Source organism: Aminobacter sp. NyZ550, from assembly GCF_025628925.2.
GTDB lineage: Bacteria > Pseudomonadota > Alphaproteobacteria > Rhizobiales > Rhizobiaceae > Aminobacter > Aminobacter ciceronei.
Genome location: NZ_CP114190.1, coordinates 4,544,309 through 4,560,750 on the forward strand (window position 1 = coordinate 4,544,309; position 16,442 = coordinate 4,560,750).

Here is a 16,442-nt window from a genome sequence, read left to right on the forward strand (position 1 = left end):
TGCTACGGGAGTATCTGGTTCAGCGACGGGGACGACATTGGCAGAGGCAGCACGCAAATTCGAAGTGGCGGAGGCGACCCCGCTCTATCGGGAAGCCCCCAACAACATCGAGGCTGAACAGGCCCTGCTCGGCGCGATACTGGTCAACAACGACGCCTTCTACCGCGTCTCCGACTTCCTCAAGGCGACCCATTTCTACGAGCCGCTGCACCGCAAGATCTTCGAGGTGTCCGCCGAGCTCATCCGCATGGGCAAGATGGCGAACCCGGTGACGCTGAAGACCTTCCTGCCGGCCGACGAGAAGGTCGGCGACATGACGGTCATGCAGTATCTCGTCGCCCTTGCCGCCAACGCGGTGACCGTCATCAACGCCTCCGACTATGGCCGCGCCGTCTATGACCTGGCCACCCGCCGGGCGCTGATCACCGTCGGCGAGGACATGGTCAACATCGCCTATGACGCGCCTGTCGACATGTCGCCGGCCGAGCAGATCGAGGACGCCGAACGGCGCCTGTTCGAGCTCGCCGAAACCGGCCGCTATGACGGCGGCTTCGAAAGCTTCTCCGATGCGGTCAAGACGGCCATCGACATGGCCAGCGCCGCGTATATGCGCGACGGCCATCTTTCCGGCGTCGCCTCGGGCCTGCACGACCTCGACGCCCGCATGGGCGGCCTGCAGTCCTCCGACTTGATCGTGCTCGCCGGCCGCCCGGGCATGGGCAAGACCTCGCTGGTCACCAACATCGCCTTCAACGTCGCCCATGCCTATGTGCCGGCACAGCAGGCGGACGGTTCGTTCAAGGCCGAAAACGGCGGCGTGGTCGGCTTCTTCTCGCTCGAAATGTCGTCCGAGCAGCTCGCCACCCGTATTATTTCAGAGCAGGCCGAGGTGCCCTCCTCCAAGATCCGCCGCGGCGATCTCACCGAGGCCGACTTCGAAAAGCTGGTCAGCTGCACCCAGACGCTGCAGAAGATCCCGCTGTTCATCGACTCGACCGGCGGTATCTCAATCGCCCAGCTCGCGGCACGCGCCCGCCGCCTCAAGCGCCAGCGCGGCCTCGACCTGATCATCATCGACTATATCCAGCTGATGCAGGGCTCGTCGGCCAAGGCGTCGCAGAACCGCGTCCAGGAAATCACCGAGATCACCACCGGCCTCAAGGCGCTGGCCAAGGAGCTCAACGTTCCGATCATCGCGCTGTCGCAGCTGTCGCGTCAGGTCGAAAGTCGCGACGACAAGCGCCCGCAGCTCTCCGACCTGCGTGAATCGGGCTCGATCGAGCAGGACGCCGACGTGGTGATCTTCGTCTACCGCGAGGAATATTACCTCAAGAACAAGGAGCCGAAGCCCGGCACCGACGAATACCTGCAGTGGGAAGCCAACATGAACGACGTGCGCGGCAAGGCCGAAGTCATCGTCGCCAAGCAGCGTCACGGCCCCACCGGCACCGTCAGCCTCGGCTTCCAGGGCGAATTCACCCGCTTCTTCGACCTCGCGCCCGAGCATCATCTGCCCGACAGGTTCGGGGAAGAGTAGCGCATGGAGCTTCTCTCTGGTGATGGCGGCGGGGCAGCGCCCCCCTCTGTCCTGCCGGACATCTCCCCCACAAGGGGGGAGATTGGCTGGCCGCTCGCCTCTCGCCAATTTGGAGCGCCGCAGATTGAGGCACCGTCGCGCCTGACGGCTGATCTCCCCCCCTGTGGGGGAGATGTCCGGCAGGACAGAGGGGGGCAACATAGAACTCTGCCTTTCCATTTTTCCGAAAGGCATCCCCTCCATGGCTAAAGCCCGCGTTCAATTCATCTGCCAGAACTGCGGTGCCGCGCATCAGCGCTGGGCCGGCAAGTGCGATTCCTGCGGCGAGTGGAACACGCTGGTCGAGGAAGGCACTTCAGGCGGCATCGGCAGCGGTCCGGGCTCGCTCAAGAGCGCGCGAAAAGGCCGCGCCGTCACGCTGACCTCGCTCGACGGCGACATCGAGGATGCGCCGCGCATCGTCTCGGGCATCGGCGAACTCGACCGCGCCACCGGCGGCGGCTTCGTGCGCGGCTCGGCGCTTTTGATCGGCGGCGATCCCGGCATCGGCAAGTCGACGCTGTTGACCCAGGCGGCGGCGGCGCTCGCCGCGCGCGGCCACCGCGTCGTCTATGTCTCGGGCGAAGAAGCGGTTGCCCAGATCAGGCTGCGCGCCCAGCGCCTCGGCGTCGCCTCGACACCGGTCGAACTCGCCGCCGAGACCAATGTCGAAGACATCCTCGCCACCATCGCCGACGGCAAGCGGCCGGACCTGGTCATCATCGATTCGATCCAGACCCTGTGGACCGACCTCGCCGATTCGGCGCCTGGTACCGTCACCCAGGTGCGGGCGGCGTCCCAGGCGATGATCCGCTACGCCAAGTCGACGGGTGCGGCGGTGGTGCTCGTCGGCCATGTCACCAAGGAAGGCCAGATCGCCGGTCCCCGCGTCGTCGAGCACATGGTCGACGGCGTGCTCTATTTCGAGGGCGAAGGCGGCCACCATTTCCGCATCCTGCGCACGGTCAAGAACCGCTTCGGCCCGACCGACGAGATCGGCGTCTTCGAAATGTCCGACAAGGGCCTGCGCGAGGTCGCCAACCCGTCCGAGCTGTTCCTCGGCGAACGCCATTCCAAGGCGCCGGGAGCCGCGGTCTTTGCCGCCATCGAAGGCACGCGACCGGTGCTGGTCGAGATCCAGGCGCTTGTCGCCGCCTCCAGCCTGGGCACGCCGCGCCGTGCCGTCGTCGGCTGGGATTCGTCGCGGCTGTCGATGATCCTCGCCGTGCTCGAGGCGCATTGCGGCGTGCGTTTCGGTCAGCACGACGTCTATCTCAACGTTGCCGGCGGCTACCGCATCTCGGAGCCGGCGGCCGATCTGGCCGTGGCTTCCGCACTGGTTTCATCGCTCACCGGTATTGCCCTGCCTGCTGATTGCGTCTATTTCGGCGAAATCAGCCTTTCTGGCGCCGTGAGGCCGGTTGCGCATGCGCAGCAACGCCTTAAAGAGGCCGAAAAGCTGGGCTTCGGAAGGGCCGTGCTGCCCTCCGGCAGTGGGGAGCTCGCAGGTGGAATCGGAGCCGGTTCGTTCCAGCCGACCGCACTGGCGGATCTGGTGGCGCGGATAGCCGGCTCAAGGCGAAGCCGCGCGGAAGAGACGGACTGAAACCGTCGCCATGGAGTGAGTGGACACGATGCCGATTACGCTGCTTGACGGAATTCTTGTCGGCTTCACCCTGGTCTCGGCGATGCTCGCCATGGTGCGCGGTTTTTCCCGCGAGGTGCTGTCGGTCGCCTCATGGGCCGCTGCCGCCGCTGCCGCCTTCTTCTTCTACAAGCCGGTCGTGCCTTACGTTCAGCCCTATATCGACAACGAAAAGATCGCCATGGCGGCTGCCGCCGGCATCGTCTTTATCATCGCGCTGATCGTCGTCACCATCATCACCATGAAGATCGCCGATTTCATCATCGACAGCCGCATCGGCGCGCTCGATCGCACGCTCGGCTTCCTCTACGGTGCCGCCCGCGGCATCCTGGTCGTTGCCGTCGGCCTTTTGTTCTTCAACTGGCTGGTCGGCCCCAACGCTCCGGCCTGGGTCGCGGAGGCGAAGTCGCGGCCGCTGCTCGAGAGCATCGGCACCTCGATCGAGAACCTTCTGCCCGAGGATCCCGAGAATTCGATCCTCAAGAAGCTCAATTCGCAGACCGGCGAACCGGAAGCCGGCGCCACCACGCCGCCTGCCGAGGCGCCTGCCGAAGGCGAGGCGCCGGCCGAGCCGGCACCGACCAACAACTGATTGCGCCTGAGGCGGGATGGCGCGTTGCCCTTGCCGCCTCATCGCACTATATAGCGTTTTTGCTAGAAGAGGCCGCCCCCGATGGCAGACGCAGCTGACGTGCTTTCCGCGGAAGCCGATGATCATTTCCACGACGAATGCGGTGTGTTCGGCATTTTTGGCCGACAGGACGCCGCGGCAATCGTCACGCTGGGGCTGCATGCGCTCCAGCATCGCGGCCAGGAGGCCGCCGGCATCGTCAGTTATGACGGCAGCCAGTTCCACGTCGAGCGCCATGTCGGCCTGATCGGCGACACCTTCACCAAGCAGCGTGTCATCGACAGCCTCAAGGGCAACCGCGCCATCGGCCACACCCGCTACGCCACGACGGGCGGCGCCGGCGTCCGCAACATCCAGCCTTTCTTCGCCGAACTCGCCGATGGCGGCTTCGCTGTCGCGCATAACGGCAACCTGACCAATGCGATGACGGTGCAGCGCGCGCTGCAGAAGCAGGGCTCGATCTTCTCGTCGACCTCCGACACCGAAACCATCCTGCATCTCGTCGCCACCTCGAAGGAACGCGACCTCAATGCGCGCTTCATCGATGCGGTGCGCCAGGTCGAGGGTGCGTTTTCGCTGGTCGCGCTGTCGTCGAAGAAGATGATCGGCTGCCGCGATCCGCTCGGCATCCGCCCGCTGGTGCTCGGCGATCTCGACGGCGCCTGGATCCTCGCCTCCGAGACCTGCGCGCTCGACATCATCGGCGCGCGTTTCGTGCGCGACCTCAAGCCCGGCGAGATGGTGATCGTCACCTCCAAGGGCATCGAGAGCATCTTCCCGTTCGAGCCGCAGAAGCCGCGCTTCTGCATCTTCGAATATGTCTATTTCGCCCGTCCCGATTCTTCGGTCGAGGGCCGCAACGTCTATGACGTGCGCAAGCGCATCGGCGCCGAGCTGGCGCTCGAAAGCCCCGTCGACGCCGACATCGTCGTGCCGGTGCCGGATTCGGGTACCCCGGCAGCCATCGGCTTCTCGCAAGCCGCCGGCCTCCCCTTCGAGCTCGGCATCATCCGCAACCACTATGTCGGCCGCACCTTCATCTCGCCGGGCGATTCCATCCGCCACATGGGCGTCAAGCTGAAGCACAATGCCAACCGCCGCATGATCGAAGGCAAGCGCATCGTGCTGGTCGACGATTCCATCGTCCGCGGCACCACCAGCCAGAAGATCGTGCAGATGGTCCGCGATGCCGGTGCCAAGGAGGTGCATATGCGCATCGCCTCGCCGCCGACCCGCGCCTCCTGCTTCTACGGCGTCGACACGCCGGAAAAGTCCAAGCTTCTCGCCTCGCGCATGACGATCGAGGAAATGGCCGAGTTCATCCGCGTCGACTCGCTCGGCTTCCTGTCGATGAACGGTCTCTACCGCGCCGTCGGCGAGGCGAGCCGCAATGACGAGCAGCCGCAATATTGCGATGCCTGCTTCTCCGGCCAGTACCCGACCCGCCTGCTCGACCTCGAAGGCGCCGACAATGTGCGCTCGCTGTCGCTTCTGGCCACCGGCGGGCTGTAGCAGCGGCACCTTCAGCATGCTTCCGCGTCAATGCGCGGAAGCAGCCTTGTCCTTCCAGATCAAGCCTTGCCGCAGCGCGAGCCGCTCGCCCGGGCCGTGGACGGCTGCGTAAAGCAGTCCGGCCAGGAAGGTGAAGTGATCGACGAAGAAGCCGAATTCGGCTGGGTTTCCCTGCCAGTGCGACGGACCGTGGAAGGCGAAGGCCAGGAAAACGACATAGGCGCCGGCCAGCAGGGCCGCCTCCGAAAAGAACGCGCCGGTGAGGAAGGCCAGCACAAGCCCGATTTCGAAAAAGGCCGCCAGCCATGCCAATGGCAAGGCAAAAGGAAAGCCGGCGGCCGAGATGTAGGCGGCGGTTTCAGTCATTCCGGCGAATTTGAACAAGGCCGCCATGCCGAAGGCGCCGGCGAAGATCAGTCTGGCCACCAGGATTGCAACGCTTCTGCCCATCATGTCCTCCTCCAGGGTATGTTTCATCCCTAGGACGGATACCGGCCGGCATTCCCGACATCGTCGGCAGGAAATAGGGCGATTGCGAGAAATAAGGCCTGCCGCCGGCGCCTGCGGCATCCATTCCGGACGCGTGGGGTTTTGTTCGGGACAAAATCGTCCTATCAGGCTGCGGACCGACAAGATCGAACTGGATGCCATGATGACAACCACTCCCGACCTCTCCGGCCGCATCGCGCTCGTCACCGGCGCATCGCGCGGCATCGGCTACAACACGGCCAAGCAGCTTGCCGCGGCGGGTGCCCATGTGATTGCCGTGGCGCGTACGGTCGGCGGGCTGGAAGAGCTCGACGACGAGATCAAGGCATCAGGCGGCCAGGCGACGCTGGTGCCGCTCGACCTCACCGACATGGCCGGCATCGACCGTCTCGGCAGCTCGATCAACGACCGCTGGGGCAAGCTCGACATTCTGGTCGCCAATGCCGCCGTGCTCGGCGTCATCGCCCCCATCGGCCATGTCGAGGCCAAGGTCTTCGACAAGGTCATGGCCGTCAACGTCACCGGCACCTGGCGCCTGATCCGCTCGGTCGATCCGCTGCTGCGCAAGTCGGATGCCGGCCGCGCCGTCATCGTCAGCTCCGGCTCCGCCCATTCGGCGCGCGCCTTCTGGGCGCCCTATGCCGCCTCCAAGGCCGCCGTCGAGGCGCTCGCCCGCTCCTGGGCCGACGAGACCAAAAACACCGCCTTGCGCGTCAACATCTTCGACCCCGGCACCAGCCGCACCGCGATGCGGGCGTTGGCCGTGCCCGGCGAGGATCCGGCGACCGTCACCCATCCGTCTGAGACGGCGCGCCACATCCTTGGCATGGTCGACCCTGCGCTGACCCGCACGGGCCAGATCTACCAGATCCGCGAGCAGCGCTGGGTTTCGCACCAGAAGCCGGCCTGATCTTTCCGCGCGACGCGTCGCTGCGGCTAGCGGCGATGCCGGCAACGATGTTGCCGCCGTCGCGTTGACCACTGCTTGAGCGCATCGCAGCGATGCGTGGAACGAAAGTCTTGCAAGTGCCCGCCCGGGCGCTCTATGTCCAGGCGCCCGGGCGCTCTATACTGATGTGGGGGACATCGGCCGCATGACCACCGACCAGTTGATGTCCTTCGCCGTCATAGCGCTGATGATGGCGGCATTCGTCTGGGGCCGGTTCCGTTACGATCTCGTCGCCTGCGGCGCGCTCATCGCAGCGGTTGCGATCGGCATCGTGCCGCAGGCCGAAGCGTTCAGCGGCTTCAGCGACGACATCGTCATCATCGTCGGCTCGGCACTTCTGGTCAGCGCCGGCGTCGCGCGCTCGGGCATCATGGAATATGCCATCCAGCGCTTCGCCCCCGACGTCTCGAGCGTCAGGGCGCAATTGGCGCTTTTGGTGATCATCGTCACCATCCTGTCCGCCTTCGTGAAGAACATCGGCGCGCTGGCGATCATGATCCCCATCGCCTTCCAGTTCGCCCGCCGCTCCAACACCTCGCCCTCGGTTTTCCTGATGCCGATGGCCTTCGGCTCGCTGCTCGGCGGGCTGATGACGCTGGTCGGCACCTCGCCCAACATCGTCGTGTCGCGCGTGCGCCAGGACATGACCGGCGACGCCTTCTCGATGTTCGACTTCACCCCTGTCGGCGCAGCACTTGCCGTCGCCGGCCTCGTCTTCCTGGTGCTGTTCTACTGGCTCCTGCCGATCCGCACCCGCGCCTCGGCCTCGATCCACGAGGCGCTCGACGTCAACAACTACGTCACCGAGGCCCGCCTGGTCGCCGACTCCACCGTCGTCGGCAAGACGCTGGCCGACCTGTTGAAGCTCGGCGGCAGCCGCGCGGTGGTAACCTCTATCCTGCGTTCGCGCGCACTGCATGTGACGCCGTTCCCCGACGTCGTGCTGCGCGAGGGCGACATCCTGTTGATCGAGGGCGCCCCTGAAGCGCTCGACCGCATCGTCACCCAGTCCAAGCTCAGCGTCACCGGCAGCCGCGATTCCGCCGGCGGCAAGCATGCGGCCACCGCCGTCGAGGCGATCATCGGCGAAAACTCCACCCTGATCGGCGGCTCGGCGCAGCGCCTGGCGCTCTATGACCGTTTCAACGTCAACCTGCTCGCGGTCAGCCGCAAGGGCGAACGCATCCAGGAGCGGCTCGGCGCCGTCATCCTGCGCCTCGGCGACGTCGTCGTGCTGCAGGGCAACCCGCAGACGATGCCCGACATATTGCGCGAGCTCGGCTGCCTGCCCTTGGCCGAGCGCCCAATCCTGCTCGGCAGTTTCAGGCGCGGCATCGTGCCCCTCGCCATCCTGGTTGCTGCGATGGGCGCCACCGCCCTTGGCCTTTTGCCGGTGCCGCTCGCCTTCTTCATCGCCGCTGTCGCCATGGTGCTGTTCCGCGTCATCCCGCTGCGCGAAGTCTATGGCGCCATCGATGGCCCGATCCTGGTGATGCTCGCCGCCCTCATCCCGGTCAGCGACTCGCTGCGCCGGACCGGCGCCACCGACATCATCTCGGCCTGGCTCGCCGAATTCGCCTCGACGCTGCCGCCTGCCGGGGCGCTGACATTGATCATGGTCGTGGCGATGGCGGTCACGCCGTTCCTCAACAATGCCGCCACCGTGCTCGTCGTGGCACCGATTGCCGCCGGATTTGCCACCACGCTCGGCTTCCGCCCCGAAGCGTTCCTGATGGCGGTGGCGATCGGCGCCGGCTGCGATTTCCTCACCCCCATCGGCCACCAGTGCAACACCCTTGTCATGGGCCCCGGCGGCTACAAATTCTCCGATTATCCGCGCCTCGGCCTGCCGCTGTCGCTGCTGGTCATCGTCGTCGCCGTGCCGATGCTGATGCTGGTCTGGCCGATGTAGCGACACGCAAGCGTGATTGGCCGGTGAATTCGGCCAGTCCTAGTTTTGCGGCCCTCAAATCAAGAAAATGAGGGAGGACCACGCGATGAAACGCATTCTTCTGATGTCTGCGCTGCTTTTATCAGGCCTGTCGGCGGCCAGCGCGCAGGACGCCACGATGAGCTTCTTCGTCACCAGCAGCGGCATCGGCAAGGGCGCCAATCTCGGCGGCCTCGCTGGCGCCGACGCCCATTGCCAGAGCCTGGCCGAGGCCGCGGGCTCGACCGGCAAGACCTGGCACGCCTATCTCTCGACCAAGGACGTCGACGCCAGGGACCGCATCGGCCAGGGACCATGGGTCAACGCCAAGGGCCAGAAGATCGCCGACGACGTGGCGTCGCTGCACAGCGACGCCAACAACATCAACAAGGAAACCGCCCTCGACGAGAAGGGCAACACCATCAATGGCCGCGGCGACCAGCCCAACAAGCACGACATATTGACCGGTTCCAAACCCGACGGCACCCGCATCGCCGACCAGACCTGCGGCGACTGGACCCTCGACGGCACCGAAGGTGCTGCGATGATGGGCCATCACGACCGCATGGGCCTCGACGATTCCGCGGCGGCCAAATCCTGGAACTCGTCGCATGCCTCGCGCGGCGGCTGCAGCCAGGAGGCGCTGAAGGGAACCGGCGGCGACGCCCTGTTCTACTGCTTCGCCGCCAATTGATGGCAAGCGTCAGGCCGCGGCGCCTGGAACAGCTGATCTGTGAAGGCTCACCGCCACCCGGTGAGCCTTTGCACATCTGAGGCGCGCCACGCGTCAACGTTCGCCGCAAGGGGTCGGCGCAACTGTACCTTAGCGTTCGGCCGAAACGCTCAGTTCCGGCCGGACGTTCAATGTCTGGAACACCACGCAATAACGTTCGGTCAGCCTGATCAGAGCATCGATGCGTTCCTGCGGCTCGTCGGTGTCGAGCTTGACGGCAAGCCGGATGGCGCGAAAGCCGACCGGCGCATCCCTGGCGACGCCCAGCGTGCCGCGAAAATCGAGGTCGCCCTCTGCCGAGACCACTGCCTGGCCGAGGCGGAACTCCAGTGCGGTCGCCACCGCCTTCAGGGTCACGCCGGCGCAGGCGACCAGTGCCTCGAGCAGCATGTCGCCCGAGCACAGGTCCATGCCGCTGCCGCCTGTCGCCGGATGCAGGCCGGCGGTGACGATTGCCTTGCCGGTGTCGATCTTGCAGGAAATCGACTGCTCGTCGACGGCGCCGCGCGCCCGAAGCGTGATCAGCGCGCGCCCGGCATCCGCGCGATAGGCGTCCTTCATCGGCGCCTGCAGCGCCTTCAACCCAGCAGCATCCATCATTTTCCTCCCGGTCGACGTGGCGTACCATCCTGGCAGCCACCCTAGCATGCCGGCCTGCTGACAGCAGGCTGGCAGTTGCACTGGGATAGGCTGGACCCGACAGACTGGGCCCCTGACCGGGAAAAGAGGATGACGACAGCAAGCGAGACCGCCGCGCAGCACCGGCTCGGCATGCTGCTTGTGGCAGCATCGGCGGCCGTTTTCGGCCTTGCCGGCATCCTGACAAAATCCGTCGACGCCGATCCGCTGACCATCACCTCCTGGCGCGGGCTGGTCGGCGGCCTGCTGATATCGGCCTATGTGCTGTGGCGGCGGCGAAACGGCACGGGCGAAAGCCTGCATCTCGGCTGGCAGGGCTGGCTGCTGGCCGCACTCGGCACGATCTCCAGCGTCGCCTTCATCGCCGCCTTCAAGAACACCTATGTCGCCAATGTCGTGGTCATCTACGCCACCGTTCCGTTCGTCGTCGCTTTGTTTGCCTGGCTGATCGCCGGCGAGGTGTTCCGGCGCCAGACGGCGGTGGCGGCGACGGTGTGCCTCGCCGGCGTCGCCATCATGTTCTGGTCCGGCCTCGGCGGCGGCCATGCCTTCGGCGATGCGCTGGCGCTGATGATGACCTGCCTGTTTGCCTTCTACGCCGCCCTCGTCAGGCGCTTCCGCCACGCCTCCGTCGTCTGGGCCGGGGCCGTTTCCGCCTTTCTCGGCGTGATCCCGGCCTGGCTTCTGACCGATCCGCTCACCGTGCCACGGTCGAGCATCGCGCCGCTCGTTTTCTTCGGCTTCACCTTCGCCCTTGCCGTCATCCTGTGGACCGAAGGCGCGCGCCGCATTCCGGCAGCGGAGGCGGGCCTGCTCGGCACGACCGAGGTACCGTTCGGCATCTTCTTCGCCTGGCTGTTCCTGGCCGAGCTGCCGCCGACGGCGAGCCTTTTCGGCGGCGCCATCGTGCTTGGCGCGGTGTTCTGGCACGCCTGGCGCGACGCCCGCTCGGCTGAACGGTTCGAGACTGGCGGAAAATTCCGCCGTGAAACGAGCTAGACAGCCAGTGGCAATTCGAGATCCTGCCGTGAAGGTGAGGAATGTGAGGCGTGCGGAGGAATGCGGAGCGGGTGGAAGAAAGAGCCCTGTTGCTCGCACGAACACAGCCGCCTGCCCGACCCTCGGCGGTCGCGACCTCCGGCACGGGCACGTTCTCCGTCTCTCGGCTGCTTCTCTGCCTGGACCGGCGCGACGACCGCATCGATATGGCGGTTCGCGACAGGACGCGCCGCTTGGTGCCTGCCGTCGCCTGATACAGCCCGCTTCCGGGCCAGAACGACTAGAAGCTGGTAATGGGTGGCTGATGGATCCTGATCCGCCGGCCATTGACGATCATGATGAGCCAGGTGCAGCCGGAGGATGTCGCTTCGAGCTTGGTCTCGACCTTGAACTTCAGGTCTCCTCCGCCGTCCCGGCTTCTTTGCTCCAGCGCCTCTTCGAGAACAGCCGCAACAATGCTGCGCCCGAAGGACTCGTAATTGTGAGCGCCTAGGTGATCCTCAACATACTGTCTGTCTAGAGTATTGGGCATCAGGGCCTCCGTCGCCTTTCTAAGTTGGCAGGAGCGGCGCGACTAAACACGGACTTACAAGCACGGTCTAATATGAACATCGCCTTGGCGAGGGTCGCGGTCAATACGTCATGCCGAATACTGCAAGCGATCCGGTAAAGGTGAGCAGCTTGTCCTGGTTGCGCCCGAAACCAGATGCTCGAACACATCAGGCCCCATCGTCGCCGCTCGCCGGCAGCGCACTTCCGGCTGCGCAGAAGGATACCGTCAGCCGGCGAGAACTGCCCCCTGCCCGGCCCGATCGAAAAAGAATCACAAAAAGCATGATTGCCGTGGAACCAAATGTTAGCGACCGCGTTGTTGGGCTCAGGACGGGTTGCCCCATCCCCCCATCCCCTCCACCCGTCCCTCTGCTTCAAGCCGGTCGCAAGACCGGCTTTTTCCTGTGCTGGTGCCAAGGCCCGACGGCAGCGGGCCTGATGGCAGCGGGGGTGGCGGGATGACGATGCGCATTGACGTTGCGCCGTCATCGTCTAGTTTCGATGCGCGCGGTGGGCTTCGCGTGCATTGGGAGGTGCGGCATGGTCCTGGCCAGTGCAATTGTGCTCGGCTTCGTTGCGGCATGGATGCTTGCATCAGGCGTCTTGATGCACGGACGCGGCATCCGCTTCCGCCAGGCGCTGCTCTATCTGCCGCTCAAGCTGCTCTACCGGATCGATGACCGCGCGCTGATCCAGGCCCGCGACGCCGAAGCACCCGTCATCTATGTCATTTCACACCAGTCGCGCCTCGAACCGGCGCTGATGCTGTCGCTGCTGCCCGATCAGACGCTGCATATCCTCGACGATGCTTCGGCCCAGGCGTTCTGGCTCGAGCCGTGGCGCGAGCTTGGCCGCACCATCGCCTTCAACGCCGAGCATGTCTTCGTCAGCCGCCGGCTGGTTCGCGTATTGCGCGGCAAGGGCCGCCTCGCCGTCTACCTGCCCGACACCGTCGAGCCCGACGTCAAAGCCTTCCGGCTGTTCCGCGCCGTCGCCCGCATCGCCATGCAGGCCGACGCGCGCATCGTGCCGATCTTCGTCAGCGGCGCCCGCCACCTGCCGTTTTCGCTGACGCCGGCCGAACGGGCGCCGCGCCACTGGTTCCAGCGCCTCCGTATATCAGCCCTCGCCCCGATGACCATGGCCGAGCGGCTGCAGCGCGCCGGCTACAGCCAGACGACGACAGCCAACGCCCTGTTCGACCGCTTCGCCGAGGCCCGCCTTGCCGGCACCGATCTCGACAGGGGCGTGTTCGGCGCAATGGTCGACGCTGCCAGGCGCTACGGCCCGTCGCAGCCGATCGTCGAGGATGTCGTCAGCGGCGCGCTCAGCTACCGCAAGCTGCTTGTCGGCGCGCGCGTGCTCGGCAGCCGCTTCGAAGCCATGTCCAAACAGGGCGAAGCCGTGGGCATCCTGTTGCCCAACGCCAATGGCGTGGTGCTTGCGATGCTCGGCCTGATCTCGGCCGGCCGCGTCGCTGCGATGATCAACTACACGGCGGGAGCCGCCAATGTCGCCTCGGCGGTGAAGACAGCGGCGATCGCGACCATCGTCTCATCACGCGCCTTCGTCCAGAAGGCCGATCTCGGCGACGTCGTTGCGGCGGCAGAACAGGCCGGCGCCAAGATCGTCTGGCTGGAAGAGCTGCGCGACAGCGTCACGACGCCGGAAAAGCTGACGGCCGCCCTGCAATGGTCGCGGCCGCTTGCGCCACAGGATGCGTCAAAGCCGGCCGTCATCCTGTTCACCTCAGGCTCCGAGGGCACGCCCAAGGCGGTGGTGCTGTCGCACCGCAACCTCGTCGCCAATGCCATGCAGGCCGAAGCGCGCATCAGCATCTCGCCAAAAGACAAGCTGTTCAACGTGCTGCCGGTGTTCCACTCCTTCGGCCTCACCGGCGGCACCATCCTGCCGCTTCTGACCGGCATCAGGCTGTTCCTCTACCCCTCGCCGCTGCACTACAAGATCATTCCCGATGTCGCGCGCAAGATCCGTCCGACGATCATGTTCGGCACCGACACCTTCCTCGCCGCCTATGCCCGCACCGCCGAGGACGGCGATTTTTCCAGCCTGCGTTTTGTCGTCGCCGGCGCCGAACCTGTCAGGGCGGAGACGCGCCGGGTCTGGCGCAGCCGCTTCAATGCCGAGATCATCGAGGGTTTCGGCCTGACCGAGGCCGCACCCGTCGTTGCCGTCAACACGGCGACGCATGGCCGCGACGGCACCGTCGGGCGGCTGCTGCCCGGCATGCGCATGCGCCTCGAAGAGGTCGAGGGCGTCGCCGAGGGCGGCCAGCTCTGGCTCACCGGCCCCAACCTGATGATGGGCTACATGACATCGGACCGGCCGGGCGAATTGCAGCCGCTCGACGGCTGGCACGACACCGGCGACATCGTCTCGGTCGACCGCGAGGGTTTCATCACCATCAAGGGCCGCGCCAAGCGTTTCGCCAAGATCGCCGGCGAAATGGTGTCGCTCGGCGCGGTCGAGATGCTGGTCCAGGCGCTGTGGCCGGAACAGCGCCACGCCGCGGTCGCCGTGCCCGACAAGCGCCGGGGCGAGCGCATCGTGCTGGTCACGACAGCCGGAAATGCCGATGCCGAGGCCCTGCGCCTCCATGGCAAGCAGGCCGGCGCCACCGAGCTGATGGTGCCGCACGACATCATCAAGGTGCATGAAATCCCGGTGCTCGGCTCGGGCAAGACGGACTATGTCGCCGCCCGCCGCCTGGCGCTCGACCAGCTCGGGCTGGCGGCCTGACGCAGGACCTCCAATTCGTCATCCCAGAGGCTTGACCGGAGGATCCATGCCGTGAGGGTGAGGAATGTTATGCAGGGGTTGAGAAAGAACACACGTTCGTGACGGCTTGAGCCTGGCGGTAATGTCACGGCATGGATCCCAGGGTCTCCGCGACGGAGCTGCGCTCCTGCTCCGCCCTAGGATGACGAAGGCAGGTGGCGTTCTCCGCCAATCTGCGACGTTTCCTATTGGCTCGAGACAGGCGTTGGAGAATAGCCGGCAACGTCCCCGCTTCGTCATCCTCGGGCCTGACCCGAGGATCCATGCCGTGAGGGTAAAGGGCGTGATCCGGGTGGAGGAAAGTGCAGGCTTTCTCAACCGTCTGTGCACTGCTGCAGCATCACGGAATGAATCCTAGGGTCTCAGCGACGTCGCTTCGGTACGGCTCAAAACTGTCCCGACTAGGCCTTGGGTTCGGCGGGCGTTTCAGCCGCTTCGGCCGCAGCCGCAGCTGCAGCAGCTTCGAGCTTGGAGCGGCGCGCATAGGCGCTGGCACTGAGCGGCAGGAAGATCAGATATGCGCCGACCGAGGCGGTCAGCGTCTGCCAGGGATAGACGGTCAGAAGCAGCACGTAGAACACCGCCAAAAGCATGACAGGCAGCAGGTGCTCGCGTTTGATCTTCAGCTTCTTGCCGGAATAGACGGGCAAGCGGCTGACCAGCAGGAAGGCGACCAGAATGGTGAAAACGGTGGCGATGTAGGCGGCGTTGCGGGTGCCTTCGAGGCCGAGGAAGCCGAGATACATCGGCAGCATCAAGGTGATGGCGCCGATCGGCGCCGGCACGCCGACGAAATATTCGGCCTGCCATGCCGGCCGGTCTAGATCTTCGTCGAGCACGTTGAAGCGCGCCAGCCTCAGCCCCATGGCGATGGCAAACAAAAGCGTCGCGATCCAGCCGAGCGAGCCGGCCTTGTCGAGCAGGTAGGCGTAGAGCACCAGCGCCGGCACGACGCCGAAATTGACGATGTCGGCGAGCGAGTCCATCTGCGCGCCAAAGCGCGAGGTCGCCTTGAGCATGCGCGCCAGGCGGCCGTCGATGCCGTCGAGAAAGGCCGCCAGCAGCACCATCACGACGGCCGATTCGAAGCGGCCCTCGAAGGCGAGCCGGATGCCCGACAGGCCGGCGCAGATCGCCAGCACGGTGATCAGGTTGGGCAGCACCATGCGCAGCGGGATCTCGCGAATGCGCGGGCCGCCGCTGCCATGCGGTTCAAAGGGCTTGAAGGGCGCAACCATCAGGAGACCCGCACCAGCGGCGGATGGCTGGCGCCACCGAATTCGGCAAGCACGGTTTCGCCGGCGACCGCGGTCTGGCCGACGGAAACGCGGGCAACCGCATGGTTGGGCAGGAACACGTCGACGCGCGAGCCGAAGCGGATCAGGCCGAAACGCTCGCCAACGGCGATGTTGCCGCCGACATCGGCCCAGCACAGGATGCGGCGGGCGACGAGGCCGGCGATCTGCACCGCCGCCACCTGGCCGTTGGGGCTGTCGATGACGATGCCGTTGCGCTCGTTTTCCTGGCTTGCCTTGTCGAGCTCGGCATTGAGGAACTTTCCGGGACGGTGCTCGATGCGGACGATCTTGCCACGCACCGGGGCGCGGTTGATGTGCACGGAAAAGACATTCATGAACACCGAGATGCGGGTCATCTCGGCGGTGCCGAGATTGAGTTCGCGCGGCGGCACTGCCGGGCCGACGGCCGACACCACGCCGTCGGCCGGGCTGATCACCAGCCTGTCGTCGACGGGGGTGACACGCTCTGGGTCACGGTAGAAATAGGCGCACCAGGCCGTCAGGATCGCGCCGATCCAGAACAGCGAAGTAGAAAAGAAGCCCAGCAGGACGGCAACAGCCGCAAATCCGGCAATGAAGGGATATCCCTCGCGATGGACCGGAACGAAGGCGTTGCGGATCGTGTCGGCTATGCTCATGAAGTGGAGGCCGTTGCTGTTGAAGTCCCGGAGTGCTTACCGGAAACGACCG

14 protein-coding genes are annotated in these 16,442 nt (G+C 65.6%); 9 read left to right on the plus strand and 5 right to left on the minus strand.

Going from position 1 to position 16,442, the window contains the following annotated elements:
* The first annotated feature begins 37 nt into the window (after positions 1–37).
* The 4 genes from N7E70_RS22605 (at position 38) to purF (ending at position 5,364) form a co-directional block, all read left to right on the plus strand.
* Positions 38–1,537 carry a replicative DNA helicase gene (locus N7E70_RS22605; RefSeq protein ID WP_067964088.1) on the plus strand — a complete coding sequence of 500 codons (1,500 nt, stop codon included), beginning with the start codon at positions 38–40 and terminating at the stop codon, positions 1,535–1,537.
* A gap of 241 nt (positions 1,538–1,778) precedes the next feature.
* On the plus strand, positions 1,779–3,182 hold the full coding sequence (radA, locus tag N7E70_RS22610; RefSeq protein WP_263007710.1) for a DNA repair protein RadA: 1,404 nt from the start codon (positions 1,779–1,781) through the stop codon (positions 3,180–3,182).
* A 28-nt stretch (positions 3,183–3,210) separates the two neighbouring features.
* The gene (locus N7E70_RS22615; protein ID WP_067964091.1) at positions 3,211–3,813 is read left to right on the plus strand and encodes a CvpA family protein; all 603 of its coding nucleotides are present in this window, start codon (positions 3,211–3,213) and stop codon (positions 3,811–3,813) included.
* Between the two features lie 81 nt (positions 3,814–3,894).
* Complete coding sequence (purF, locus tag N7E70_RS22620; protein WP_067964093.1) at positions 3,895–5,364, plus strand: amidophosphoribosyltransferase; 1,470 nt, start codon at positions 3,895–3,897, stop codon at positions 5,362–5,364.
* Between the two features lie 27 nt (positions 5,365–5,391).
* Here the strand turns inward: purF and N7E70_RS22625 are convergent, their stop codons facing one another.
* Positions 5,392–5,814, minus strand: coding sequence for a DoxX family protein (locus N7E70_RS22625; protein WP_182574460.1), 423 nt, complete (start codon positions 5,812–5,814; stop codon positions 5,392–5,394).
* Positions 5,815–6,016: 202 nt separating this feature from the next.
* On the opposite strand from N7E70_RS22625, the gene N7E70_RS22630 reads away from it, so the two are divergent.
* The 3 genes from N7E70_RS22630 (at position 6,017) to N7E70_RS22640 (ending at position 9,426) form a co-directional block, all read left to right on the plus strand.
* Positions 6,017–6,763, plus strand: a complete 747-nt coding sequence (locus N7E70_RS22630) for an SDR family NAD(P)-dependent oxidoreductase (RefSeq protein WP_067966857.1) — start codon at positions 6,017–6,019, stop codon at positions 6,761–6,763.
* Positions 6,764–6,947: 184 nt separating this feature from the next.
* Entirely contained in the window at positions 6,948–8,714 is a 1,767-nt protein-coding gene (locus N7E70_RS22635) for an SLC13 family permease (protein ID WP_192317690.1), read from the plus strand.
* Between the two features lie 85 nt (positions 8,715–8,799).
* On the plus strand, positions 8,800–9,426 hold the full coding sequence (locus N7E70_RS22640) for a hypothetical protein (protein ID WP_067964097.1): 627 nt from the start codon (positions 8,800–8,802) through the stop codon (positions 9,424–9,426).
* Positions 9,427–9,555: 129 nt separating this feature from the next.
* Here the strand turns inward: N7E70_RS22640 and N7E70_RS22645 are convergent, their stop codons facing one another.
* Positions 9,556–10,062, minus strand: coding sequence for an OsmC family protein (locus N7E70_RS22645; RefSeq protein WP_263007743.1), 507 nt, complete (start codon positions 10,060–10,062; stop codon positions 9,556–9,558).
* Between the two features lie 132 nt (positions 10,063–10,194).
* Between N7E70_RS22645 and N7E70_RS22650 the strand changes: the two genes are divergently transcribed.
* Positions 10,195–11,103 (plus strand): DMT family transporter, encoded by a 909-nt coding sequence (locus tag N7E70_RS22650; RefSeq protein ID WP_263007711.1) that lies wholly within the window; start codon positions 10,195–10,197, stop codon positions 11,101–11,103.
* A 280-nt stretch (positions 11,104–11,383) separates the two neighbouring features.
* Here the strand turns inward: N7E70_RS22650 and N7E70_RS22655 are convergent, their stop codons facing one another.
* Positions 11,384–11,635, minus strand: a complete 252-nt coding sequence (locus N7E70_RS22655; protein WP_067964104.1) for a hypothetical protein — start codon at positions 11,633–11,635, stop codon at positions 11,384–11,386.
* Between the two features lie 560 nt (positions 11,636–12,195).
* On the opposite strand from N7E70_RS22655, the gene N7E70_RS22660 reads away from it, so the two are divergent.
* Entirely contained in the window at positions 12,196–14,415 is a 2,220-nt protein-coding gene (locus N7E70_RS22660) for an AMP-binding protein (protein WP_263007712.1), read from the plus strand.
* Between the two features lie 440 nt (positions 14,416–14,855).
* On the opposite strand, the gene pssA is transcribed toward N7E70_RS22660, so the two are convergent.
* A complete protein-coding gene (gene pssA, locus N7E70_RS22665) occupies positions 14,856–15,692 on the minus strand; it encodes a CDP-diacylglycerol--serine O-phosphatidyltransferase (protein ID WP_154385080.1) in 837 nt (278 codons plus the stop codon).
* Positions 15,692–16,390 (minus strand): phosphatidylserine decarboxylase, encoded by a 699-nt coding sequence (locus N7E70_RS22670; protein WP_067964110.1) that lies wholly within the window; start codon positions 16,388–16,390, stop codon positions 15,692–15,694. Before N7E70_RS22670 ends, pssA begins: the two co-directional genes overlap by 1 nt.
* Between the last annotated feature and the right edge of the window lie 52 nt (positions 16,391–16,442).